The sequence below is a fragment of the Lactococcus protaetiae genome (genome assembly GCF_006965445.1).
Lineage (GTDB): Bacteria > Bacillota > Bacilli > Lactobacillales > Streptococcaceae > Lactococcus > Lactococcus protaetiae.
In genome coordinates, this window is sequence record NZ_CP041356.1 from 815,364 (window position 1) to 840,508 (window position 25,145).

Genomic DNA, 25,145 nt, shown 5'->3' on the forward strand with positions numbered 1-25,145 from the left:
AAAAGCGATGCTTTTCCCAAGCGTACCAGTATGGTGGAAAACGATACAATGAGGGTGAAAGTGACGGAGAAAAGTCTGTCAGTATACTGACAAAAGTGTTGGTTATCTATTGAAAATCTGTCAGTAAAATTTTACTGACAGGTTTTTGTTAAATATTGAATCTGTTCTGAAACTTATTTTTGGGAACAGATTTATTATATAAATATGAATAAAGGAGTAAGTCATGAAGAAATTACTTGTTGTTGTTGATTTTCAAAATGATTTTATTGACGGAAGTTTGGGAACACCAGAGGCGCAGAATATTGTACCAGCAGTAATTAATAAATTAAAACAATATCCAAAAGATGCCCGTGTGGCAACGATGGATACACACTTTGAAGATTATTTAACGACACAAGAGGGGAAAAATCTTCCAGTGATTCATTGTCTAAAAGGTACAGAAGGCTGGCAAATTCGTAAAGAAGCACAAATGGGATTTAAAGAAATTTTTGAGAAATCAACTTTTGGGTCAACTTCACTTGCGGAATATGTGCGAGATGGAAACTTTACTGAGGTTGAATTAATCGGAGTTTGCACAGATATTTGTGTGGTGTCTAATGCGCTTTTGATTAAGGCTTACGCACCAGAAACTAAACTCATTGTGGATGCAGATTGCTGTGCAGGAGTGTCAAGAGAAAGTCATTTGGCAGCATTGGAAACAATGCAGTCCTGTCAGATTGAAGTGATTAATTACTGATAGAAAATCTGTCAGTATGCTGACGAAAAAAAACTGCGATATATCGCAGTTTTATCAAAGCGAGTGCTTGCCTTGAATTTCGTCCGACTGCCCTAGGGCGTTAGTGCTCTAGCACTTAGGCTTCTGGGACAGGGTGACCTCATATCGAAGATGTGAGGTTGTACCCTAAATTCAGTGGTAAGTTGCCCTTTTGTCAGTCGCTTTGCCTGCTAAGCAAACGAACAGCGTAGCGCAGCGAAGATAGCGACTAGAGAAAATGGACAAATGTTTTATGAAACTCTCATTGAATAAGTCTTGACTTCATTTGATTCGTAAATATTGACCAATCAGTATAGTGTCAGAAGATAAATGATTCCAAGCCTTGATTGAAGCAATTGGACTTCCTGATTTTTGAGAGAGTGCCCAAAGGGTGTCCCCTTTGACTACTTTGTGAATTGAAGATTGATTTGTGGGAGTGTTTTGTGCAGGTTTATTGTTGACAGGTGTTGTGCTTGTAGAGCTGCTACCAACAATTAAGTTTTGACCAATATAGATGGTGTCAGATGATAGACGATTCCAAGTTTTAAGTTGTGCTACACTTGTTTTGTAACGATTTGCCAATGCCCAAAGTGTATCTCCAGATTTAACTTTGATTGTCGTGTTTGTGCCGTTTGGTTTAGCTGGAGTTACTGGTGTTGTGGGTGTAGTGGTACTTGGCTTTGAGCTAGTGTTATTATTTGAACTATTTCCACTTAGGACAAGTTTTTGTCCAATGTAGATAACATCACTCTTGAGCTTGTTTAGACTTTGGATTTGTGTGACACTGATGCCATATCTTTGTGAAATTCCCCAAAGTGTGTCTCCAGCTTTTACGGTGTAGGTTTGTGTAGGTGTATTTGTGGTAGGTGTAGTGGTATTTCCAGTAGTGTTAGAACCATTGGAAGTTCCTCCACCGTCAAAGCGAGTGAGGTTATATTGAGCGATGATGTTATTTAGGGAAGCACCATAACTAGGGTCAGTGGCATATTTTCCTGTTAAGGCGGCAGTGGCTTGTTGATAGGTTGAAGCGTTAGCGCGCCATGCCTTGATGTAATAAGGTCCGCTACCAAAGTTTGTTGTTTTTAGCACATAGGCATTATCTTGGAAACTTTCGTTGAATGAGGGGTAAACTCGGAAAGGCATATCTTTGGTTACCCATTTTCCATTAAGATATTCTTGTGTTTTAAAGACGACGCTTTTGCCTTGATAGCTTCCTTGGATGCCAAAGAGATTGTAGTAAGGGCTATTAGCGAGTTGACTTGTTCCCCAGTTACTCTCTAAGATGGCTTGAGCAATCATGACGGATGGATAAAGTCCATTTGCATCTGCAATTGGTTTGGCGGATGATGCAATGTTTTCAATAAATGCTTCTTTTGAAGTTGTTGCGGCTTGGACGACAGACTCAGAATGTTGGATTAAAATGTCCTGAGTAGTCGTCAAAGTACCAGCAATAATGACAGCTCCTGCTATTTTTGAAGCAGGTTTATAGAGAATAATCGGTTTTTTGGGTTTCTTTTTAAGATGACGATTTTTAACTTTTATACGTGAAGCGGGCATAGATGAGTCCTTTCGATTAAGAGTTGATTTTACATAGGCAAGTCATGAGCTGATAGTGTTCAACCCATGCAAGTATTTTTTCTTTTAATGAATTTTATGCGAAAGCATTTCTGATACTATTCTAACATGATTAAGGTGTAAAACAATAACAATATTATAAAAACATTAGAATAAAATATGTCATTTGTGTGGCCTTTTGTGAAAGCCTTTTTCTGAATGTATCATTTGATTTCATCTGAGATTCTGTTATAATCGAGTGCGCAATACCAGAAGTTATGAGACTGGATGGTGGCACCTATGCTCTGTGAGCAAAACCGCATTTTTCTATCTACGTGCTTTCAGTACATAAGCCAAGTGGCATTTCTCTCCGCTTCTTGACAGTATTGCTCACATCTTGTTATAATTGAGTTCGTACGATTAGAAATGAGTGAAAAAAGATAAATCTCTCCAAGAAACTTCGTTTCTCTCCGAGATTTTCTATTTTTCATCATTTCTTGCAAATCGTGCTCACATCTTGTTATAATTGAGTGCGGCTGCTTAGAACTCAGGAAAATAGATAAAAGTCTCCAATGAGCAAAGCTCATCTCCGTCTTTTCCTAATTTTCATGGGTTCTGGACAAACAGCCTCACATCTTGTTATAATTAAGAGGAACTCAAGGGAGTAGCAGGAGCAAGTATTTATATTCCACGCTCTGGTAAGATCGACAGAACCGAAAGAAATTTCCGGTCTTATCAATCGCTCATGTCTTGTTATCAAAAATGCTTGTGCTATTTTTTGATTCTGACTGGGTAAATTTGCAAGACTTGTGGCAGATTGCTACAGGTCTATTTTGTTATCTTGCACCTGTTTCTTAATTTTTTGGAGGAAGAATTTTGGCTGAAATTCAAGAGAAAAAAGTACAATCGCAGGCTCTTTTTCACCATTTGCCACTGACAGAGGTCTTTGATGAGCTGTCAGCAACTGACAAAGGTCTCACAGAGCAAGAGGCGAAAAAACGTCTCAACCAATATGGTGAAAATGAGTTAAATGTGAGTAAAAAGAAATCTTTACTGGTCAAATTTGCTGAACAGTTTAAGGATTTGATGATTATCATTTTGATTATTGCGGCGATTTTGTCTGTCATCACGAGTGGTGGACATGATTTATCTGATGCGATTATCATTATGGCGGTCGTCATTATTAATGCGATTTTTGGAGTCTATCAGGAGGGAAAAGCTGAGGCTGCGATTGAAGCGCTCAAAGATATGAGCTCGCCAATGGCAAGAGTTAAGCGAGATGGACATATAAAAGAGGTTGATAGTAAAGAGTTGGTGCCAGGAGATGTTGTACTTTTGGAAGCTGGCGATGTTGTGCCCGCGGATATGCGACTTTTGGAGTCGGCAAGTCTGAAAATTGAAGAAGCGGCACTGACAGGGGAGTCTGTTCCTGTTGAGAAAGATGCCAGACATTCTGTCAGTGCTGACAGTGGTATTGGTGATCGGCTGAATATGGCTTATCAAAATGCTAATGTTACTTATGGTCGAGGGAGTGGACTTGTGACGAATACAGCGATGTTTACTGAGGTTGGTAAAATCGCAAGTATGATTGAATCTGCTGATGAAACTGAAACGCCGTTGAAACGCAACTTAAACAAGCTCTCAAAAGTGCTGACATGGGCAATTTTAGCGATTGCAGCAGTGACTTTTCTGGTACATCTGCTGCGTGGTGGCGAAATTGTGCAAGGTTTGATGACCTCTGTGGCGCTTGCTGTAGCAGCGATTCCAGAGGGGTTACCTGCGATTGTCACGATTGTTTTGGCACTAGGAACGCAAGTGTTGGCAAAGAAAAATGCAATTGTCAGAAAGTTGCCTGCTGTGGAAACGTTGGGTTCAACTGAAATCATTGCCTCAGATAAGACGGGAACTCTGACAATGAATCAGATGACCGTGGAGAAAATTTTTACTGACGGCGTGCTTATTAATGCTGACGAAAAGCTATCAGTAGATGACATGACTTTGCGCGTGATGAATTTCGCCAATGACACGAAGATTTCGGCTGACGGAAGTTTGATTGGTGACCCTACGGAAACGGCATTAGTCAAGTTTGGGCGAACGAAAGATTTTGACGTTCGCACGGAACTGACAGAATATCCGCGGGTGGCAGAGCTGCCTTTTGATAGTGACAGAAAGCTAATGTCCACCATTCATCAGCTTGCTGACGGAAAATATTTGGTAGCAGTCAAAGGGGCGCCTGACCAACTCCTCAAACGTGCAAATAAAAAACTGGTCAAAGATGAAGTCAGTCCTTTGTCAGCAACTGACAGAAAAGAAATATTGACGGTCAATCATGAAATGGCTCATGAAGCCTTGCGTGTGCTGATGATGGCATTTAAATACATTGACAAAGTTCCATCAGTTCTGACAAGTGAGGATTTGGAGAATGACCTGATTTTCGCTGGACTTGTTGGGATGATTGATCCAGAGCGTGCCGAAGCCGCTGAGGCTGTGCGCATCGCCGTCGAGGCTGGCATTCGTCCGATTATGATTACAGGTGATCATCAAGACACTGCTGAAGCTATTGCGAAGCGTCTGGGTATCATTAATGCTACTGACACAACAGACCATGTACTGACAGGTGCGGAGCTTAATGACATGGACGATAAGACTTTTCAAAAAGTGGTTAAACAATATAGTGTTTATGCGCGAGTTAGTCCAGAGCACAAAGTTCGCATTGTCAAAGCTTGGCAAAACGAAGGTAAAGTCGTCGCTATGACTGGCGATGGTGTCAATGATGCACCAGCGCTTAAAACGGCGGACATTGGTATTGGTATGGGGATTACTGGTACGGAAGTGAGCAAGGGTGCTTCGGACATGGTGCTTGCCGATGATAATTTTGCTACAATTATCGTTGCTGTCGAAGAAGGACGGAAAGTCTTTGCCAATATCCAAAAAACAATTCAATATCTCCTTTCTGCTAACACAGCGGAGGTGCTGACTATTTTTCTTGCCACTATGTTTGGTTGGGATGTGCTGCTTCCTGTACATCTCCTTTGGATTAACCTTGTGACAGATACTTTCCCAGCAATTGCGCTAGGTGTAGAGCCAAATGAACCAGGCAGTATGCAACAAAAACCACGTGGTAAAAAAGCATCATTCTTTAGTGGTGGTGTGCTATCTGCGACGATTTATCAAGGACTTTTGCAAGCAGCGTTGACACTCGGAGTTTATGGACTTGCGCTTGCTTTTCCTGAACACGCAGGCAATCATACCATGATGCATCAAGATGCATTGACAATGGCCTTTGCGACACTAGGCTTGATTCAACTTTTCCATGCTTTTAATGTCAAGTCGATTCATCAGTCCATCTTTAAAGTTGGCGCATTCAAATCAAAGACATTTAATTGGTCCATCCTTGTCAGCTTTGCTCTACTTGCTTGTGTTATCCTCGTTCCAGGTCTTAATGGGATTTTCCACGTCAGTCACTTGGATTTATACCAATGGGGAATGGTACTGGGCATGAGTTTTGCTGTCATTATCATTGTTGAAATTGTCAAATTCGTTCAAAGATTGATGATGAAAAAAGCATAAACATCATTATCAAACGGTGATGAAAAAATAAAATCTTGTCAGTATACTGACAAGATTTTTTGAATTCAAAATATGACATTTTTTGAACAAAACAGATACATTTACACAGAAATTTTTAATAATTACCTGAAAACACAACGACACAAGATATAGTATGGATTTACATAATATACCACTAGATGTTGTGCCTTGCGAGATAATTTGATAGAATAGAGAGTAAAGAAAATTAGATTTAAAGAGGATAGGTAGATGAAAGTTGGAGTAGTAAGCCCTGATGCCGAAATTGATGTAATCAATGTTGTTAAACGTGATGGACGTTCTGTCAAATTTGACAGCCAAAAGATTTTTGATGCGCTAACAAAAGCAGCTGAAAAAGTTGGAACGGTTGACCTGTCAGAACTGACAGAAATCACTGACAGAGTGGTCAGCGAGATTTTTAGTCGTTTTCATGAAGATGTAAAAATTTATGAGATTCAGAGCATTGTTGAGCAAGAATTAATTGAATCAGGCAACATAGAACTTGCTGAAGAATACATTAGTTATCGTGCTAATCGTGATTTGGCACGTACCAAAGCAACTGACATCAACTTCACTATCGAAAAACTCATCCAGCGCGATGCGACGGTTGTCAATGAAAATGCCAATAAAGACAGCAACGTTTTTAACACGCAACGTGACTTGACCGCAGGGGCCGTTTCAAAGGCGATTGGTCTGAAATTATTGCCACCACACGTCGCAAATGCGCACCAAAAAGGCGATATTCACTATCATGACCTTGATTATTCACCTTTTACTACCATGTCAAACTGTTGCTTGATTGACTTCAAAAATATGTTTGAAAATGGCTTTAAGCTAGGGAACGCTCAAGTTGATTCGCCAAAATCAATCCAAACGGCAACAGCTCAGGCCAGCCAAATCATTGCCAATGTCGCAAGCTCTCAGTATGGCGGTTGCTCATTTGACCGTGCAGACGAAGTCCTTGCGCCTTATGCCAAACTCAATTATGCGAAGCACCTGAAAGATGCTGAAAAATGGATTGAAAATCCTGAAAAACGAGAAGCCTACGCCAAAGAAAAGACACAAAAAGACATCTACGATGCCATGCAATCTTTGGAATATGAAATTAATACACTCTTTACCAGCAATGGTCAAACGCCATTTGTCACAGTTGGTTTTGGACTGGGTACGGATTGGTACGCACGCGAAATCCAAAAAGCAATCCTTAAAGTCCGAATTGGCGGACTTGGATCCGAACACCGCACGGCGATTTTCCCTAAGCTGATTTTCACACTCAAACGTGGACTCAATCTGGAAGTTGGCACGCCCAATTATGACATCAAACAACTTGCTCTCGAATGCTCAACCAAACGGATGTACCCAGATATTTTGAGCTATGACAAGATTGTTGAGTTGACAGGCTCATTTAAAGCCAGCATGGGTTGCCGGTCATTTCTTCAAGGTTGGAAAGATGCTGAGGGCAATGATGTCACGGCAGGTCGTAACAATCTCGGTGTGGTTACGGTCAATCTGCCTCGTATTGCACTCGAAGCTGCAGGCGATAAAGCAAAATTCTGGGAAATCTTTAACGAACGCATTGAAATTGCGCATGATGCCCTTGCTTTTCGTGTAGAACGCGCCAAAGAAGCCCAACCCAAAAATGCGCCTATTCTTTTCATGAATGGAGCCCTTGGAAGACTTGAAGCGGATGGCTCTGTCGATGAACTCTACAATAATGAACGCGCGACCGTCAGCCTTGGCTATATTGGACTTTACGAAGTGGCGACCACTTTCTATGGTCCGACTTGGGAGTCTAATCCAGAAGCCAAAGCTTTCACGATTGAGATTGTCAAACGCATGCACGAAGACTGCGAAGCTTGGTCTAAGGCATCTGGTTACCATTACTCAGTTTATAGCACACCATCTGAGAGCTTAACTGACCGTTTTTGTCGTATGGACAAGGAAAAATTTGGCAGTGTCCCTGACATCACGGACAAAGACTACTATACCAACTCTTTTCACTACGATATCAGGAAAAACCCCACACCATTTGAAAAATTAGAATTTGAAAAAGACTATCCCGTCTATGCCAACGGCGGCTTTATCCACTATTGCGAATATCCGATGATTCAACAAAATCCTAAAGCGCTTGAAGCTGTCTGGGATTTCGCTTACGACCGTATAGGCTATCTTGGAACAAATGCCCCTATCGACCACTGCTACGAATGTGGCTTTGAAGGCGATTTTGCGCCAACCGAACGTGGTTTCAAATGTCCACAATGTGGCAATGACGACCCTAAAACCTGTGACGTTGTCAAACGAACTTGTGGCTATCTCGGTAATCCCCAAGCACGCCCAATGGTACACGGTCGCCACAAAGAAATCTCTGCGCGCGTGAAGCATATGAACGGCTCTATAGGTGTATTGAACGACGGAAATCTGATTGATTCAGAAGTGGTTGATGAAGCGAAGAGTAAGTATTTTGTGGAGAAATAAAAAATGAACTACTTATATGCGGTAAACATATTTTGGGATAACACTGGAAATTTTCAATGGGGAGTATCGCAGCAATAATCAGTTTGTTCTCTGCCTGTCTAAGTGTCTGGGGTATTAAGCGGAATATAGATGCAAATCTTAGAGCTAAGGCTAGGATTGAGTGGATTCAAGAAGTTAGGAAGCAGACTGCAACAGTTTATAAATCATACAGAGAGTTACGTTCTGCATATTTACAAAAAAGTGGGAGAGCGATTGCTTATACAAAATATCAAACTGATTTGAGATTATTGAAATTGTATTTTGCAGATAATGACGACAACATTTCAGGCGAATCGAATAAGGCAGTAATTTTAAAAAATAGTAAGAATAACAAAAGCAAAAATAAATATCTTATTAACGTAATTGACGGATTACAAGAAGTGAAAAGTAGACTAAATGAGAACGATATCTTAGCAGCAACAGGGGATTTTAGTCAATACTATGTAGAACTTGATGAACTTATGGAATATATTAGTATTTATCTCAAAATTGAATGGGATAAGGCGAAAAAAGGTAAATAGAAATCTAAATAAATTAAACTAAATTTTCAAAATAGATTTAGTAATTGACTAATTACTTTTATAATGAGATGATTTTACAAACGAAGAAGAGAGATTACAAAATATGCCCATAAAAACCCTAATACTGACCAACACATGGCTAACTCCGACCTTCGCCGCGGAACTTGAAATTCTATTTGCCAGTCAACCAAACTACGATGTGAAATTCAAAGCTGAGGCAGACTTGACGACTGATGATTTTGCAGAAACAGAAGTGCTGATTGCCATCCCGTCACCACAACTTTTGCCGAAGTTCAAGAAGTTAAAATGGCTTCAGCTCTTCTCGGCAGGCACTAACGGTTATACTGAGGGTGCGGATTTTCCTGAAGGTGTGGCGCTTACCAATGCTTCTGGCACTTACGGTGTGACGATTTCTGAGCACCTACTGACAATGGCGCTTGTTTTGATGCGCCGCTTCAATGTTTATGCGAACCAGCAGAAGCAGGAAATCTGGCAAAACGCTGGTGATTTGCAGTCGATTTATGGTTCAACGATTTTGGTACATGGTTTGGGCGATATTGGTGGGCATTTTGCGCGTATTGTACATAGTATGGGTGCGCACGTGATTGCGGTCAAGCGGACGGTTTATGGCGATGAGCAGTTTGTTGATGAGGTTTATCCTGATCATGAGCTGGATAAAATCTTGCCAAGAGTGGACTTGATTGCAACGAGCGTCCCTGGAACAAAAGAAACTTACAAACTTTTTGGCGCAGAGAAATTTGCCCTGATGAAGCCGACAGCGATTTTTCTCAATGTTGGACGTGGGACAAATGTGGATTTGGAGGCGCTGTGTGATGCGTTATCTAGTCACAAATTAGGCGCTGCAGGTCTTGATGTTACTGACCCAGAACCATTGCCAAAAGGTCATCGTGCTTGGCATACGTCAAATTTGCTGATCACACCGCACGCATCAGGCGGTTATACTATTCCTGAGAGCAGACACCGTTTTGCCCAGATTTTGCAGACGAATTTGCAGAATTATATAGAGGGTAAACCCTTACGCAATCTGGTTGATATGGAGACGGGATATAAGAAAAGATGAAATGAATTGGCAGATAAAATCTGCCTTTTGTACAGAATGAAGTCAAGACTTATTCAGTGTGAGTTTTAACTCGCACTGAATTTAGTCGGACGAAATTCAAGGCTTGCCATTCCGACTAGGTGCTTCAGCACCGTAGCGAGGATGGACAGCGTAGCGCAGCGAAGATAGTGTTGCTTTATCCCCTACCTAAGAGGTAGGGATATTGCGATTGCGACTAGATGCTTTAGCATCGTAGCGAGCATCGACAGCGTAGCCGCAAGGCGGAGATAGCACGCACTTACTTTGATAAAATGGAGAGGAAATCTCATGAATAATCCTAAACCAAAGGAGTGGAAGGCAGCAGATTTATCTCAAAATTATGTTGCTGATTATAAACCGTTCAATTTTGTGGACGGCGAGGGCGTACGTTGCTCACTTTATGTGAGCGGTTGTCTGTTTCATTGTGAAGGATGTTATAACCAAGCGACTTGGTCCTTTCGTTACGGGACGCCTTATACAAAAGCACTTGAAGAACGAATCATGGCAGATTTGGCGCAACCCTATGTGCAGGGATTGACCTTGCTTGGTGGCGAGCCATTTCTCAATACGACTTTTTTGATCCCTTTACTTAGGCGAATTCGGCAGGAGTTACCTGAAAAAGATATTTGGTCTTGGACAGGATATACTTGGGAAGAGCTGATGGTAGAAACGGGGGATAAACTTGAAATGTTAGAGTTGCTAGATATTTTAGTTGACGGGCGTTTCGAGTTGTCAAAGAAAAACTTGATGTTACAATTTCGAGGGTCATCTAATCAACGTATTATTGATGTGAAGAAATCGAGAAGTAACGACAAAGTCATGATTTGGGATAAACTCAACGATGGTGATCAAGCATTTGAACAAATACACAAAGAAAAATTAATCTAATACTTTTAATTTCCAAAATACTCTTAGAAGTTCCTCTGTGCAACCTTGAAAGTTGTGAATGAGAGAAGTATTATTTTTCCCAATTGTCGCAAGACTAAATAGAAAAAATAACCTCTGTCAGTATGCTGACAGAGGTTTTAGTCGTTGATTTTATGCTTATTTTGTTCGAATGAAACTGTCAGCATACTGATAGAAATTTTATCAGAGGAAGTGCGTGCTATCTTCGCCCTTCGGGCTGCGCTGTCCGTTTGATTGCTATTTGGCGTTGCCTCCATTCTTGTCTTTAGTGACCCAGAGATAGAGGACAAATGTTCATCGGCACTTTAGTGCCTTACAACCAATGCCTTTTGCTCTTGCTGCTTTAGCGGCTAAGCAAACGGGTCATGCGAAACTAGCTACTAAAACAGTAAGAGCAAAAGGCAAAGCACCTAGTCGGAATGACAAACCTTGAATTTCGTCCGACTACCCTAGGGAGTTAGTGCTTTGCGTCTCGACTTGTGGCTTTATCCACTTAGCGAGCATGGATACCTGCGGTGTAGACAACGTAGCAAAGCGGAGATAGAGCGAATGGGTAACGAAGCGAAGCGGAGGTGTGACCTCATATCTTTGATGTGAGGTTGTACCTTAAATTCAGTGGGGAATTGCCCTTTTATCAGTCGAATCGCCTTTTGCTCTTGCTGCTTTAGCAGCTAAGCAAACGGACAGCGTAGCGCAGCGAAGATAGCGACTAGAGAAAATGGACAAATGTTCTACGAAACTCCCACTGAATAAGTCTTGACTTTATTTGAATAGTTTACCAAAATCAATGTCATCATCATCAATTTTGACTTGTGCTAATACTTTTTTTAGTGGTAAATTTTTCTTTTTTGTTTTTAGATAGGGCTGTAGTACTTGACGTTTAATAGTTTCTTGAAGAATTTTTTGAGGTTCATTCTGAGTTTTTGGATATTTTTTAAGTGACTTATTTGGGGATTTTGGTAACATAAAATTTTCTGATGGAAATGTTTCGTTGAGCTTGTTGATAATGGTCTCAATGCCAAAGTTACTGCTAATCCAAAAAGGTGTGCCAGTCATTTTGCAAGCTTCTTTGGCAAATCGGACAGAATGATGTGCAACGTTGCGATTGCGCATGATGACAAAGTCAGCCTTTGCAACAAGTTGATTGATTTCTGAGCGATTTGGTGTTTTTTTGTCAAAACCTAGAAAAGTGACGCCTACTTTTGAAAGAAGCGTCTGTAAATCTCCCCAGTATTTTGCCTCCTCAATGACTAATAATGTTTTCATTAACGCTCATTTCTAACAAAAAACGAACCAATAGGTTCGTACGAATAAGGAGAGAAGGGGATTCGAACCCCGAAACGCTTTTGACGTTTACACACTTTCCAGGCGTGCTCCTTCGACCACTCGGACATCTCTCCACGACTTTTCTATTATATCAAATTTACGTGAAAAGTTGCCAATGAAAAGCGCTGACAGAATTTTGTCAGTGAATTTTTTGACAAAAAATAGTACGAAATATAAAAGGAAGTCACGCAAAGAAAGCAAAATTTGATATAATAGGGGCTATGAATAAAATTCTCGAAGTAGAAAATTTAGTTTTTAAATATGAAAAAGAAAGCGATGTGAATCAGCTTAATGGTGTGTCATTTTCAGTGGAGCGAGGAGAATGGTTGTCTATTATTGGACAAAATGGCTCTGGGAAATCGACAACTGCGCGCTTAATTGATGGTCTTTTTGAAGAATTTGAAGGAACAGTTAAGATTGACGGCGAGCTTTTGACGAAGGAAAATGTCTGGTCTCTGCGCAGAAAAATCGGAATGGTTTTCCAAAATCCAGATAACCAATTTGTAGGAGCGACGGTTGAGGACGATGTGGCTTTTGGTATGGAAAATCAAGGGATTATCCGTAGTGAAATGTTGCGTCGTGTAGATGAGGCTTTGGCTGCGGTTAACATGTTAGACTTCAAAACGCGCGAGCCTGCACGTCTTTCTGGAGGTCAAAAACAGCGTGTGGCTGTAGCTGGAATCATTGCCTTACGTCCAGAGATTATCATCCTTGATGAAAGCACTTCAATGCTTGACCCAACAGGACGGGCAGAGATTATGCGCGTGATTCGTGAAATCAAAGATAAATATCACTTGACAGTTTTGTCTATCACGCATGACCTTGACGAAGCGGCAAGTTCTGACCGTATTTTAGTGATGCGTGCGGGGGAGATTATCAAGGAAGCTGCACCATCGGAGCTTTTTGCGACAAGTGAGGATATGGTGGAGATAGGACTTGATGTCCCATTTTCATCAAATTTGATGAAAGATTTGCGTACGAAGGGTTTTGAGTTGCCAGAGAAGTATTTATCAGAAGATGAATTGGTTGAATTTTTAGCTAAGGAGTTTCAAAAATGATAATTCGTGAAACTGTTGAAGAAGATTAGTCGGTTTTTAATGAATTTCGACTTTTGTACTATCCTATGGCTTTATCTTTGCCTTCTACTTAAATATTAAAGTTTATGTTATTCTTGAGCCACTTTTTAGAGCTGTTAAATGAAAAAACTTAATCTTCGCAAGGCTGTAGTTCATCTGATAATTCTTCTTAGAAAAATATTAGACGAACGAGTATAAGCACAGGAGATTAGTGATCTCTGTGTTGATTTTACATTAATAGAGCTGATAAACACTGAACTAGCAATAATTTTCACAAAGAATTTTGAGATGAAATATGAGTATTAAATTTGAAAAAGTAAATTACACTTACCAACCTAATACACCTTTTGCAAGTCGAGCGCTTTTCGATATTGACTTGGAGGTTCAAAAAGGGAGTTACACAGCAATTATTGGGCATACAGGTTCTGGTAAATCTACACTTTTGCAGCATTTGAATGGACTCTTGCAACCGACAGAAGGGACTGTTACTGTCGGAGATATTGTCGTTAAATCAACGAGCAAGCAAAAAGAAATCAAACCTGTCCGCAAAAAAGTAGGGGTTGTTTTCCAATTTCCAGAAGCGCAGCTTTTCGAGGAAACCGTGCTAAAAGACGTAGCTTTTGGCCCTCAAAACTTTGGTGTATCAAAAGAAGCAGCTGAAAAAATTGCTGCTGATAAACTTCAACTTGTAGGACTTGCTGAAAAGTTTTGGGAGAAATCACCCTTTGAGCTTTCTGGGGACAAATGCGTCGCGTTGCGATAGCGGGTATTCTCGCTATGGAGCCAGAGGTATTGGTGCTTGACGAACCAACGGCAGGACTTGATCCTAAAGCCCGTATTGAGATGATGGAACTTTTTGAAAGTATTCATGAATCTGGTCAAACGGTCGTTTTGGTGACACATTTGATGGACGATGTTGCAAATTATGCGGATTATGTCTATCTTCTAGAGAAGGGACGTATTATTAGTTGCGGAACGCCAGAAGATGTTTTTCAAGAAGTTGATTTTTTAAAGTCACATGAGCTAGGAGTACCCAAAGCAACGGAATTTGCGAGTCAGTTGCAGAAAACTGGAGCTGTTAGTTTTGATAAACTTCCGATTACACGAGATAATCTTGTCAGTATGCTGACAGAGGCAAAATTTGGTACTGACAGAAACTTGTCAGAGCTGACAGACAAAAAAGGAGGTGAACACCATCAATAATATGCTTATGGGACGCTATATCCCAGGGAATTCTATCATTCATAAAATGGACCCTCGCTCAAAACTATTGGTAATGATTGCTTTCGTGGTTGTCATTTTCCTTGCACATGACTGGCTGGGCTATCTCCTTCTTTTGATTTATACTTTTGCAGGAGTTAGTTTGTCAAAGATTTCTATAAGTTATTTTCTAAAGGGCTTACGTCCAATGCTTGGATTAATTCTATTTACAGTGATTTTTCAGATGCTTTTCACCCCTGGTCAAACCGTCCTTTTTCATCTTTGGTTTATCAAAATATCAACGGAATCATTGATTAATGCAGTATATATCTTTTTTAGATTTGTTTTAATTATTTTCATGTCAACCATCTTGACCTTGACAACACCTCCATTGACTTTAGCAGATGGGATAGAAAAAGGGCTTGCTCCGTTGAAAAAAATCAAAGTTCCAGTACATGAGCTAGGCTTGATGTTATCAATTTCACTTCGCTTTATCCCAACTTTGATGGATGATACAACGATGATTATGAATGCTCAAAAAGCGCGTGGAATGGACTTTGGAGAAGGAAATTTGCTTCAAAAGATTAAGTCCGTCATTCCAATTCTCATTCCACTCTTTGTCAGCAGCTTTCGTCGTGCTGACGACTTGGCGATTGCGATGGAAAGCCGTGGTTATCAGGGAGGGGATGGAAGAACAAAATATCGCCAGCTCAAATGGTCAATGCGTGATAACATTCTCGTCGTGAGCATTATTATCATAGCAGCTCTTCTGATTTTGTGGTCTAAATTTTCGTAAAATGATGCTGGCTTATCATTAAAATCCAACAGGATTTTATACCATCACGTCAATATGTTGTTGTTTTTCACAATGAATGAAATAGATTGAATTCATATCTTAATAGGAGAAAAAATGATTACCCTAAATGTAAATAGTCTTGAAAATGCAGAAATTTTTTGGAAAGAACTTGGCTTAGAAGATGAAATTGCACTGAATGAGGACTTTAACCGCGTCCCTCAAATGCTAGCGATTTCGGTTGAATATATTGATGAAATCTATGATAAAGTTGTAGCGCTTGGATTGCAGGTAAGTCCAATAACAGCAAGCGTTAATGGTAAGCATATGTTCAGTTTTGTAGCACCGGAAGGGAATACATTTATCTTGATTGGTGAATGGGTTGAGGAACCTTACAATGGTGATAAACGCGCGCTTTATTTTGAAAATATATCAAATGTGACAGTGTCTGCACCAAGTGAATTGTCAGAGTTAACAGACGAAGCGATTCTCTTTTTTGGACGTGTCACTTGCCCTTGGTGTCGCCGACTTTCTCACCAAATCAAAAATGTTGACCGTCAGATTTTTTACATTGATACCGAAGATACAGATATTAACCCAGCGCTCAAAACATTGCGTGACAAGTACGACGTTGCCACGGTTCCAACAGTTATCAAACGCTATACTGATGGAACTTTCGTTAAATTTGATGCAAAAAGTCAAAGCTTGCAAGATTTTGTGAAATAATTTATTTTAAATCCAGAACAAAAAAATTCTGGTTTTTTTACGCTCAAAAATCGCTGATACACTAGATGTATCAGCTTTTGACAATCCTGTCAAAAGCAATACTAAGGAGCGATTGATGAAAAGAAAAATTTTTCCGATTTTGATGATTGTTTTGACAACATTTTTGACCTATTTGCCTTACTTTAAAAATACTTTTGGGATTGACACCAGTACGATGATGCTTGATTCGCATGAAATGCTGGAGGGCTATCTCTCGCAAGGGCGTTTTGGTATTGTTTGGATTTTCAACCTTTTCATTCATCATTATGACAATGCCCTTGTGCCTTTTCTGGTCGTCCCGCTTTTGGCACTTGCAGCGGTCTATCTTTTCTATCTCATCAGGCACTTTGATGAAAAATCTCGCCCATTTTCTGCGATGATTTTTGCAATTTTCTTTGTGAACAATCCTGTTGTGTATGCGCAACTTTATTTCAAGCTTCAAGCATTGGAAATCACACTTGGTCTGCTTTTTGTTCTTAGTGCAAGTCACATTTGCTTGACTGAAAAAATTCGCAGACCAGTAAAAATAATGCTCAGTACAGCCTTTCTCAGCCTCTCAATTTTGATTTATCAAAGTTTTGCTTTCTTTATCTTCTCACTTTTTCTTTTTTGGCTACTCATTTTGCCAAGGAAAAGAAAAATCATATTTCAAAACTTTTTGCCAAGCTTGATGATTGCGGGACTGATTTATCTGTTGACCTACCTCCTCTATGCCATGAAAATCAACTATTCAAGCTATGGCAGTCAAACTTATCTCATGTGGAATAAATTTGCAAGTCTAGGACATCTTCATCAAGCCCTCATGCTTGTCATGCTGTTTGGAGTCTTAATTTATCTTGGATTTATCTTCATCACAATCCGACGTGCTAAGCACAATCAACCCCTTGAAATGTTACTCATCATTTTATTATTTTTGTCCTTGTTCAGTTTCAACGTTGCTTTTGGCACAAGTACTAAAACACCAAGAATTTATTTTGGCACATTTTCTGCGGTTGTTATTGGCTTGCTTTACTACTGGAACAAGCCGAAGTTTTTCGGGATTCTGGCTATTGCTTCAATGATTTTTACTTTCTCGCTCAGTTTTCATGCAAATCAAGCTTATCAAAATGACCTAAAACTCACGAATGAAGTCGCAGACCAAATTTCGCAACATCAGGCGAAAACGGTAGTTTTCATTGGAAACTTACAAGAAGAAAATCTCGTCAATGAAGTCAAGACTTATTCAAGGGGAGTTTCAACTCCCCTGAATTTAGTCGGACGAAATTCAAAGTTAGTGCTGCTTCATCCCCTGCTCAAGAGGTAGGGATGTTAGCTCGCACTTACTTCGATAAATTTCAAGATATTTTCATCACAGGTGCGACGCGCAGCTCATTTTTCCAATTCGATGATCCATTGACATCTGACAGACCTTATAATTTTATGACCTTACAAGGTCATGCTTATCCAGTCCCAGAGCAAGCATTACGGACAAGTCTTGTGTCAAAATATGCAGCATTGCCTGACTATCCTAATCCAGAAAGTGTCAAATTTGACAGCAATAGTCAAATTCTTGTGTTCAAACTATCAAATTAGCGCTCAACAGAGTGCTTTTTTGCTGAGCATGGTATAATATTCTAAAAGAGTTTTTTCAAGGAGAAGCAAATGCAAGCACAAAAATTATCAGCTCAAGAAATCATCCAATTCATCGGAAATGCCGAAAAGAAAACGAACGTCAAAGTAACTTATTCTGGAAAATTAAATGGAAAAGTCCCAGAAAATGTCGTTCACCTAGAAGCACCAAATAAATATCAAAAGGCAACAACAGCAGACTTTGGTGTCTTGTTTGGTGACTGGAAAGACATTGAACCGCTCTTGTCAGCACTGACAGAAAATAAAGATTACATTGTCGAATTTGACGGCAGAAACTCAGCTGTACCAATGCTTGATACACGCTACCTCAACGCACGGATTGAGCCAGGAAGTATTATCCGTGACCAAGTGACGATCGGAGATGGTGCGGTGGTTATGATGGGCGCCATTATTAACATCGGTGCTGAAATCGGTGAGGGAACAATGATTGACATGGGCGCGGTGCTTGGTGGCAGAGCGACAGTCGGCAAACACGCTCATATTGGCGCAGGTGCGGTGCTCGCCGGTGTGATTGAGCCAGCAAGCGCAGAACCTGTACGGATTGGCGATAATGTCCTTGTCGGTGCGAATGCGGTCGTCATCGAGGGTGTGCAAGTAGGTAGCGGTTCAGTAGTTGCAGCAGGTGCCATTGTCACTCAAGATGTCCCAGAAAATGTTGTCGTAGCAGGTGTCCCAGCTCGTATCATCAAGCAAATTGATGAAAAAACACAACAAAAAACAGCGCTTGAAGATGCGCTGCGGAATTTGTAAATTATGATTGAAACAATTAAAAAGGAATTAAACCGAATTGAACAGCAGGAGAAAATAGAGATTCTCTATGCTTGTGAGAGTGGGAGTAGAGCTTGGGGATATTCTTCTGCAGATAGTGATTACGATGTTCGATTTATCTATAAACGTAGTAAGGATTGGTATCTGAAGCTAGAAAAAACAAGAGATAATCTTGATTTTCCTGTGAATGATGAACTCGATTTATCAGGTTGGGATTTGGATAAAACATTATTACTTTTGAAAAAATCAAATCCATCTTTGATGGAATGGTTTAATTCCCCCATTATTTATTATAAAAATGAACAATTTTTTGAAGAAATCAAGCAACTGACTGACCAATATGTCAGTGCTGAGCATCAACTTCATCACTATTATCATCTTGCTCAAAGTACCTTTGAAGACTATCTAAAAACACCAAAAGTGAAAGTTAAAAAATATATTTATGCCATTCGTCCATTGTTAGCTTGTATGTGGATTGAACAAAAACATGAAATTCCTCCTGTATCATTGGATGAACTGATAAAAGTCAAAATTTCCGATTTATCCGCGTTTTCTGAAATTCAAAAGTTACTTGGGCGCAAAAAGTCAGGTGGAGAATTCGATGTGGAAGTGCAAAATGTGAGTTTGCAAGCTTTCATTGAAGAGCAGCTTGAACACTATGAGAATTATATCCGCAAACTTCCACAGATTCCAAAAATGGCATATAGTGATTTAGACCAATTCTTTCTCAAATGGATAGGAGAATAAATGCTAGACCTCATAAAAATCCGCCGACATCTCCACAGTACCCCAGAAATCGGCTTACAAGAACATGAAACACAAAAATATCTGCTCGAAATCATCAATTCTGTCATTGCTGACAAAGCTTTCGCAGAGTTAAAAACTTGGCGAACAGGGATTTTAGTCATGCTTCATGGTAGTCAAGCCACGAAAACGATCGGTTGGCGGACGGATATTGATGGCTTGCCAGTCGAAGAGCAGACAGGATTGCCTTTTGCCAGCAAAAATGGTAGAATGCACGCTTGCGGACACGACATTCACATGACGACAGCGCTAGGTTTGCTCGAAAAACTCTCCGAGACCCAGCCACGCGAAAATCTGCTCTTTCTTTTTCAACCTGCTGAGGAAAATGAAGCAGGTGGCAAGCTCATGTATGATGAAAATGCCTTCGGCGATTGGATTCCTGACGAATTTTACGGCTTGCACGTTCGCCCAGAGCTGAAAGTTGGAGACATTGCGACCAACACGCATACGCTCTTTGCAGGAACTTGCGAGGTTGAGCTGACCTTTAAAGGTAAAGGCGGACACGCCGCTTTTCCTCATGAAGCCGATGACGCGCTCGTTGCTGCGGCCTATTTTGTCACACAAGTGCAGACCATTGTCAGTCGTAACGTTGACCCGCTCGGCTCTGCCGTTGTTACTTTTGGCAAAATGGAAGCAGGAACAACCAATAATATCATCGCAGAAACCGCCTTTCTTCACGGGACAATCCGAACCTTGACTCAAGAAATGAACACGTTGACACAAAAACGGTTGACGGAGATTGCCCAAGGCATCGCGCAATCATTTGGTATGGAGCTTGACCTTAAACTCAAACAAGGCGGCTATCTTCCTGTCGAAAATAATCCTCAACTTGCTTCAGAACTCATGACTTTTTTTGAAAATGAGCCTGCGGTCAATTTGATTGACATTGAGCCTGCCATGACAGGTGAGGATTTTGGCTACCTGCTCTCAAAAATCCCTGGTGTGATGTTCTGGCTTGGTGTTGATAGCTCTGCACCCCTTCATTCAAATAAGATGACACCAAGTGAAACAGTGCTTGATTTTGCAGTGGAAAATATCGCAAAGTTTTTGGAAATGAAAGCAAAGCGTTAAATACTTATTTTAGATAGAAGAACAATGAATTCAAGAATATATTTACAACCTGATGCAGTACCAACACAAGATGATATTCGTACAGCAAATCGTATTTTTCGTCATTTTGGCAAAGAAGTTACTTTTTTACAACGACAAGATGTGGACTTTCCAGATATTACAATGAACCGATTACGTTGGGCGATTTCCAACTTTACAAATGGAGAGGAAGAAACGGTATTAAGCAAGGAGATAGCAAAATCACCCAATGTTATTATTGATTTTTCTAACTTTGACGGTGACGAGGGCGATTCAGTAAGGCTTTTCCAAGAGCTGTTTGAGGCAAATGAAGAAATTGCAAATCTTGTCCTTGTAAAAAAATCAGAGCAAGTGGAAGAATTTGCGAAGAAAAATCAAAATAAAGCTAAACGTAAAAAATAGAAGTGGCTTTTGGATGGATATAGAGGTGTAAGTCAGTTTAGAGTGTAGAATAGAGCTGAACTGGCTAGTCACTTATCGGAGAACTAAAGATTATTATCTAAAATTTTTTCAGATAAATGAGTTTATTCTTGACAGTCAAGAGTAAAATTGATATACTGATATAGTCGTTTGAGAGAAACGCAGGCGTGGCTCAACTGGATAGAGTACCTGACTACGAATCAGGCGGTTGTAGGTTCGAATCCTACCGCTTGCATAAACAAGATGTGACGAAAGTCACTTTTTTGTTGAAATAGCTAATTCAATGTTTGCCACAGGAAGTAGCTCAGCTTGGTAGAGTTCGAAACACTGTTTCGAAGTTGCGGATGAAAATTTGCGTAGCAAATTTACCTTGCAAGTACTCTAATGAAGTCGTAATTGGCTGGATAGAGTAGTGCTAAAACAATTAAATAAAAGCTACGGGAAGTAGCTCAGCTTGGTAGAGTACTTGGTTTGGGACCAAGGTGTCGCAGGTTCGAATCCTGTCTTCCCGATTACCGACTAACCCTAACTCATCTTTCGTGGATGAGTTTTTTTGATGTTAAAAACAATATAAACCAATTAACATTGAAAATTATGAACGTCGAATGTGAAGAATCGCAAAGCTGTCCTAAGCAACATTATATGACATGAGATACATGTGCAGATTATTATCATGAGTTTATCAGAATGAGGTTGTACTAAAGTTTCTTGACAATCTTCTAAATTTTGGTATAATGAAAAGGTTGAATATAGCAGTCAGCTAGAAAGTCGTCAACATTTCGGCGGTTCCAAGTAAGTAACCGAAGCTATCAGGCGAAGTCGAAATGCACGAATTCGAGGCTGATTATCTCTGTATTCCTCATAAAAATAGAGGAGGGCATTATAAAATGTCACGTTACACTGGTCCATCATGGAAACAATCACGCCGTTACGGTATCTCACTTACAGGTTCTGGTAAAGAACTTGCACGTCGTAACTATGTACCTGGACAACATGGTCCAAACAATCGTTCAAAACTTTCTGAATACGGTCTTCAGTTGGCTGAAAAACAAAAACTTCGTTTCTCTTATGGTGTTTCTGAACGTCAATTCCGTAACTTGTACGTTGCAGCAACTAAAATCAAAGAAGGAACTGTTGGTTTCAACTTTATGACTTTGCTTGAACAACGTCTTGATAACGTTGTTTACCGTCTTGGTTTGGCTACAACTCGTCGTCAAGCACGTCAATTCGTTAACCACGGTCATATCCTTGTTGACGGAAAACGTGTAGATATTCCTTCATATCGCGTACAACCTGGTCAAGTGATTTCAGTTCGTGAAAAATCTATGAAAGTTCCTGCAATCCTTGAAGCTGTTGAAGCAACTAAAGGTCGTGCTAACTTTGTATCATTTGATGCTGATAAACTTGAAGGAACACTTATTCGTCTTCCAGAACGCGACGAAATTAACCCAGAAATCAACGAAGCACTTATCGTCGAATTCTACAACAAAATGATGTAATCGAGTATCACTCGAAAATGGAGAAGCCCTTCGAGGCTTCTTTTTTTAATGATGTTCGTATCTCTATCAATTTTGGAGTAAAGTTTATTTCAAAATTTACTATTATAGCTAAGCCACTCTAAAATCCAACCAAGATTGCTTCACAATTAATTGAGTTCGGTGCGCTAGAAGCTAGGAAAATAGATGCTCCGCTGTCCATTCGCTCTACGCGAGTTAAACTCGCTAGGCGAAATGGCAACTTGGAACCTGTCCTTGCGAACAGAACCTCAATTTCCTATCTACGCAGCAAGCTGCTCCGTTGTCCACACCGCAGGTATCCATGCTCGCTACGGCACTAAAATGCCTAGTCGCACTGGTTCTCGCTAAGCGACTGAAGTCGCAAGTCGAGTGGCAATTTTCTACGCTTCTGAACGAACGTACCTCACATCTTATTTTCGACAGACTGAGGTGAAAGAACGCAGATCTTGCTGGCGCAAGTCAAGGACGACAACGAAAGACTGGCGGAAAATTTGAGGAAGATTTGGGGGATTTTAGAGTGGTTTGGTTATATTACCATGTGATTGAACAAAGGTTGATTTTTATAAAGGGTTAACTAGAGTATCAATTTGTATGAGTTAGTCTTGAAGTGTATATTTTGAAGGTTAAGAGTAATAAGAGTAATTAGAAATGGTTCAAATGGAAAATAGTAAAAAAATCGCTGAACAGCTTAATATTAAAGTTTCTCAAGTTGAAAAAGTACTGGAGTTGACTGCCGAAGGGAATACAGTTCCTTTCATTGCACGTTATCGTAAGGAAGCGACAGGTTCACTTGATGAGGTAGAAATTAAGCGAATTATTGATGAAAATGACCTGCTGACAAAGCTGTCAGAGCGCAAGTTGTCAGTGCTGACAAAGATTGAGGAACAGGGCAAGCTGACGGACAGACTGAAACAGCAAATTGAGGCTGCTGAAAAATTGTCAGAAGTTGAGGATTTGTATCTCCCTTATAAAGAAAAACGCCGGACAAAGGCAACGATTGCTAAAGAAAATGGTCTTTTTCCATTAGCGCAATTGATTGTCAGAAATGTGGCTGATATAGAGGAGCAAGCGAAAAACTTTGTCAATGAACTTTTTGTCAGTGCTGACAAGACTTTGCAAGGGGCAATTGATATTCTGTCAGAAGCGATTTCTGAGGATGCAACTTTGCGTGGCTGGTTGCTTCGAGAAATTAAGTCCAATAGTTTACTGACAAGTAGCCTTAAAACTGACAGTAGCGATGATAAGCAGGTTTTTCAGATGTATTATGATTTCTCAGAAAAAGTTTCTGATTTACCCAATTATCGTGTATTAGCACTTAATCGGGGAGAAAAATTGGGGATTTTATCGGTCAAGTTTGATAATAATGAAGATAAGATTTTGCGTTATTTCGCCGCTCGTTTTACCGCTCAGACAAATAAATATATGCTAGTTGCGATTAAAGATGCGGTCAAGAAAAAGTTGATTCCAGCAATGGAACGTAGTGTTAGAACTGAACTGACAGAAAAGGCAGAGATTGCTGCGATTGAAGTATTTGGCGAAAATTTAAAAAATCTGTTACTTGTTGCACCTCTTAAGGGGCGTGTAGTCATGGGATTTGACCCTGCTTATCGGACAGGGGCAAAGCTTGCAATCGTTGATGCTACTGGTAAGTTGTTAATGACAACAGTTATCTATCCAGTTAAGCCAGCATCAGCTAGCCAAATTGCACAGGCGAAGAAGGATTTGGCACAATTGATTCGTGAATTTGGCGTAGACATGATTGCGATTGGAAATGGTACAGCGAGCCGGGAATCAGAGTCTTTTGTCGCTGAAGTATTAAAAGAAAATGAATTTTCTAATGTTTACTATGTGATTGTCAGTGAATCAGGCGCATCAGTTTATTCTGCAAGTGAACTTGCAAGAGAAGAATTCCCAGAATTGACTGTTGAAAAGCGCTCTGCAATCTCTATTGCTAGACGTCTTCAAGACCCTCTTGCTGAGCTGGTCAAGATTGAACCAAAAGCCATTGGCGTGGGGCAATATCAGCACGATGTTTCTGAGAAAAAACTCACGGAAAACTTAGATTTTGTGGTTGAAACGGTGGTCAACCAAGTTGGTGTAAATGTGAATACTGCAAGTCCAGCACTTTTGTCACACGTTGCGGGTCTTAATAAAACACTTGCACAAAATATCGTAGCTTACCGCGAAGAAAATGGCGCGCTGGGTACGCGTTCTGAGCTGAAAAAAGTGCCACGATTGGGGGCAAAAGCCTTTGAACAAGCCGCAGGATTTTTGCGAATCCCTGAAGGAAAGAATTTACTTGATAATACGGGTGTCCATCCAGAATCTTACTCTGTTGCTGAGCAAATATTACGTGAAACAGGTGCTGATAAGAATCCATCAGTACTGACAGAAATCTCGTCAGCAAAAATTATTGAGTTGTCAGAGAAATTTGGTGTTGGTCGTGAAACTTTGACAGACATTATTGCGGATTTACAAAAGCCAGGTCGTGATTTGCGAGAGACCTTTGATGCTCCGATACTTCGTCAGGATGTCCTTTCTGCCAGTGATTTGCAGGTAGGGCAACAGCTTGAAGGAGTAGTACGTAACGTTGTTGATTTCGGTGCTTTTATTGATATCGGAATCAAAAATGATGGATTAGCACACGTATCGGACCTCAGCAAAAATTTTGTAAAAAATCCAAGTGATGTTGTAGCGGTTGGACAAATCGTTACAGTCTGGGTCAAATCGATAGATTTACAACGTGGAAAAATCAATCTGACACTTGTTAATCCGCGGGAAAAAGAGAAGTAAATTTATCTTGTCATTTACTTGTAGGAAAG

At 40.3% G+C, this 25,145-nt stretch carries 19 protein-coding genes, 3 tRNA genes and 1 pseudogene; 20 read left to right on the plus strand and 3 right to left on the minus strand.

What is annotated here, in order from left to right; translation table 11 throughout:
* Nucleotides 1-223 precede the first annotated feature (223 nt).
* A complete protein-coding gene (locus FLP15_RS04195) occupies nucleotides 224-736 on the plus strand; it encodes a cysteine hydrolase family protein (RefSeq protein ID WP_142766121.1) in 513 nt (170 codons plus the stop codon).
* Nucleotides 737-1,036: 300 nt separating this feature from the next.
* On the opposite strand, the gene FLP15_RS04200 is transcribed toward FLP15_RS04195, so the two are convergent.
* Complete coding sequence (locus FLP15_RS04200) at nucleotides 1,037-2,311, minus strand: LysM peptidoglycan-binding domain-containing protein (protein WP_142766122.1); 1,275 nt, start codon at nucleotides 2,309-2,311, stop codon at nucleotides 1,037-1,039.
* 882 nt (nucleotides 2,312-3,193) lie between these two features.
* Here FLP15_RS04200 and FLP15_RS04205 point away from each other — a divergent pair.
* The 5 genes from FLP15_RS04205 (at nucleotide 3,194) to nrdG (ending at nucleotide 10,918) form a co-directional block, all read left to right on the plus strand.
* Nucleotides 3,194-5,878, plus strand: coding sequence for a cation-translocating P-type ATPase (locus tag FLP15_RS04205; protein WP_425351490.1), 2,685 nt, complete (start codon nucleotides 3,194-3,196; stop codon nucleotides 5,876-5,878).
* A 249-nt stretch (nucleotides 5,879-6,127) separates the two neighbouring features.
* Nucleotides 6,128-8,371 (plus strand): anaerobic ribonucleoside-triphosphate reductase, encoded by a 2,244-nt coding sequence (nrdD, locus tag FLP15_RS04210; RefSeq protein ID WP_142766124.1) that lies wholly within the window; start codon nucleotides 6,128-6,130, stop codon nucleotides 8,369-8,371.
* A gap of 56 nt (nucleotides 8,372-8,427) precedes the next feature.
* On the plus strand, nucleotides 8,428-8,931 hold the full coding sequence (locus FLP15_RS04215) for a hypothetical protein (RefSeq protein WP_142766125.1): 504 nt from the start codon (nucleotides 8,428-8,430) through the stop codon (nucleotides 8,929-8,931).
* Between the two features lie 103 nt (nucleotides 8,932-9,034).
* Nucleotides 9,035-10,012, plus strand: a complete 978-nt coding sequence (locus FLP15_RS04220) for a D-2-hydroxyacid dehydrogenase (RefSeq protein ID WP_142766126.1) — start codon at nucleotides 9,035-9,037, stop codon at nucleotides 10,010-10,012.
* Between the two features lie 306 nt (nucleotides 10,013-10,318).
* Complete coding sequence (gene nrdG / locus FLP15_RS04225) at nucleotides 10,319-10,918, plus strand: anaerobic ribonucleoside-triphosphate reductase activating protein (RefSeq protein ID WP_142766127.1); 600 nt, start codon at nucleotides 10,319-10,321, stop codon at nucleotides 10,916-10,918.
* A 780-nt stretch (nucleotides 10,919-11,698) separates the two neighbouring features.
* Here the strand turns inward: nrdG and FLP15_RS04230 are convergent.
* Together FLP15_RS04230 and FLP15_RS04235 are read right to left on the minus strand one after the other, a co-directional pair.
* A complete protein-coding gene (locus FLP15_RS04230) occupies nucleotides 11,699-12,202 on the minus strand; it encodes a DUF2325 domain-containing protein (RefSeq protein ID WP_142766128.1) in 504 nt (167 codons plus the stop codon).
* A gap of 47 nt (nucleotides 12,203-12,249) precedes the next feature.
* Nucleotides 12,250-12,336 (minus strand) — tRNA-Ser (locus tag FLP15_RS04235).
* Nucleotides 12,337-12,483: 147 nt separating this feature from the next.
* On the opposite strand from FLP15_RS04235, the gene FLP15_RS04240 reads away from it, so the two are divergent.
* The 14 genes and pseudogenes from FLP15_RS04240 to FLP15_RS04305 all read left to right on the plus strand — a co-directional run bounded on the left by FLP15_RS04240 (nucleotide 12,484) and on the right by FLP15_RS04305 (nucleotide 25,116).
* Nucleotides 12,484-13,320, plus strand: coding sequence for an energy-coupling factor ABC transporter ATP-binding protein (locus FLP15_RS04240; RefSeq protein ID WP_142766129.1), 837 nt, complete (start codon nucleotides 12,484-12,486; stop codon nucleotides 13,318-13,320).
* Nucleotides 13,321-13,633: 313 nt separating this feature from the next.
* Nucleotides 13,634-14,541, plus strand: a pseudogene (locus FLP15_RS04245) (energy-coupling factor ABC transporter ATP-binding protein).
* Nucleotides 14,534-15,334, plus strand: coding sequence for an energy-coupling factor transporter transmembrane component T family protein (locus tag FLP15_RS04250; RefSeq protein ID WP_142767425.1), 801 nt, complete (start codon nucleotides 14,534-14,536; stop codon nucleotides 15,332-15,334). Before FLP15_RS04245 ends, FLP15_RS04250 begins: the two are co-directional and overlap by 8 nt.
* Nucleotides 15,335-15,448: 114 nt before the next feature.
* A complete protein-coding gene (locus FLP15_RS04255) occupies nucleotides 15,449-16,057 on the plus strand; it encodes a thioredoxin domain-containing protein (RefSeq protein WP_142766130.1) in 609 nt (202 codons plus the stop codon).
* A gap of 115 nt (nucleotides 16,058-16,172) precedes the next feature.
* Nucleotides 16,173-17,399, plus strand: a complete 1,227-nt coding sequence (locus tag FLP15_RS04260; protein ID WP_142766131.1) for a glucosyltransferase domain-containing protein — start codon at nucleotides 16,173-16,175, stop codon at nucleotides 17,397-17,399.
* Between the two features lie 2 nt (nucleotides 17,400-17,401).
* A complete protein-coding gene (locus FLP15_RS04265; RefSeq protein WP_142766132.1) occupies nucleotides 17,402-17,668 on the plus strand; it encodes a hypothetical protein in 267 nt (88 codons plus the stop codon).
* A gap of 69 nt (nucleotides 17,669-17,737) precedes the next feature.
* The gene (gene dapD / locus FLP15_RS04270; protein WP_142766133.1) at nucleotides 17,738-18,475 is read left to right on the plus strand and encodes a 2,3,4,5-tetrahydropyridine-2,6-dicarboxylate N-acetyltransferase; all 738 of its coding nucleotides are present in this window, start codon (nucleotides 17,738-17,740) and stop codon (nucleotides 18,473-18,475) included.
* 3 nt (nucleotides 18,476-18,478) lie between these two features.
* Complete coding sequence (locus tag FLP15_RS04275; protein ID WP_142766134.1) at nucleotides 18,479-19,240, plus strand: nucleotidyltransferase domain-containing protein; 762 nt, start codon at nucleotides 18,479-18,481, stop codon at nucleotides 19,238-19,240.
* Complete coding sequence (locus FLP15_RS04280) at nucleotides 19,241-20,368, plus strand: N-acetyldiaminopimelate deacetylase (protein ID WP_142766135.1); 1,128 nt, start codon at nucleotides 19,241-19,243, stop codon at nucleotides 20,366-20,368.
* Nucleotides 20,369-20,392: 24 nt separating this feature from the next.
* Nucleotides 20,393-20,788 (plus strand): hypothetical protein, encoded by a 396-nt coding sequence (locus tag FLP15_RS04285; protein WP_142766136.1) that lies wholly within the window; start codon nucleotides 20,393-20,395, stop codon nucleotides 20,786-20,788.
* A 179-nt stretch (nucleotides 20,789-20,967) separates the two neighbouring features.
* A tRNA-Arg gene (locus FLP15_RS04290) sits at nucleotides 20,968-21,041 on the plus strand.
* Nucleotides 21,042-21,244: 203 nt separating this feature from the next.
* Nucleotides 21,245-21,318, plus strand: a tRNA-Pro gene (locus tag FLP15_RS04295).
* A 375-nt stretch (nucleotides 21,319-21,693) separates the two neighbouring features.
* Nucleotides 21,694-22,305: a 30S ribosomal protein S4 gene (rpsD, locus tag FLP15_RS04300; RefSeq protein WP_120773017.1), complete on the plus strand. Its 612-nt coding sequence runs from the start codon at nucleotides 21,694-21,696 to the stop codon at nucleotides 22,303-22,305.
* 675 nt (nucleotides 22,306-22,980) lie between these two features.
* On the plus strand, nucleotides 22,981-25,116 hold the full coding sequence (locus tag FLP15_RS04305; protein ID WP_142766137.1) for a Tex family protein: 2,136 nt from the start codon (nucleotides 22,981-22,983) through the stop codon (nucleotides 25,114-25,116).
* Nucleotides 25,117-25,145: the final 29 nt, after the last annotated feature.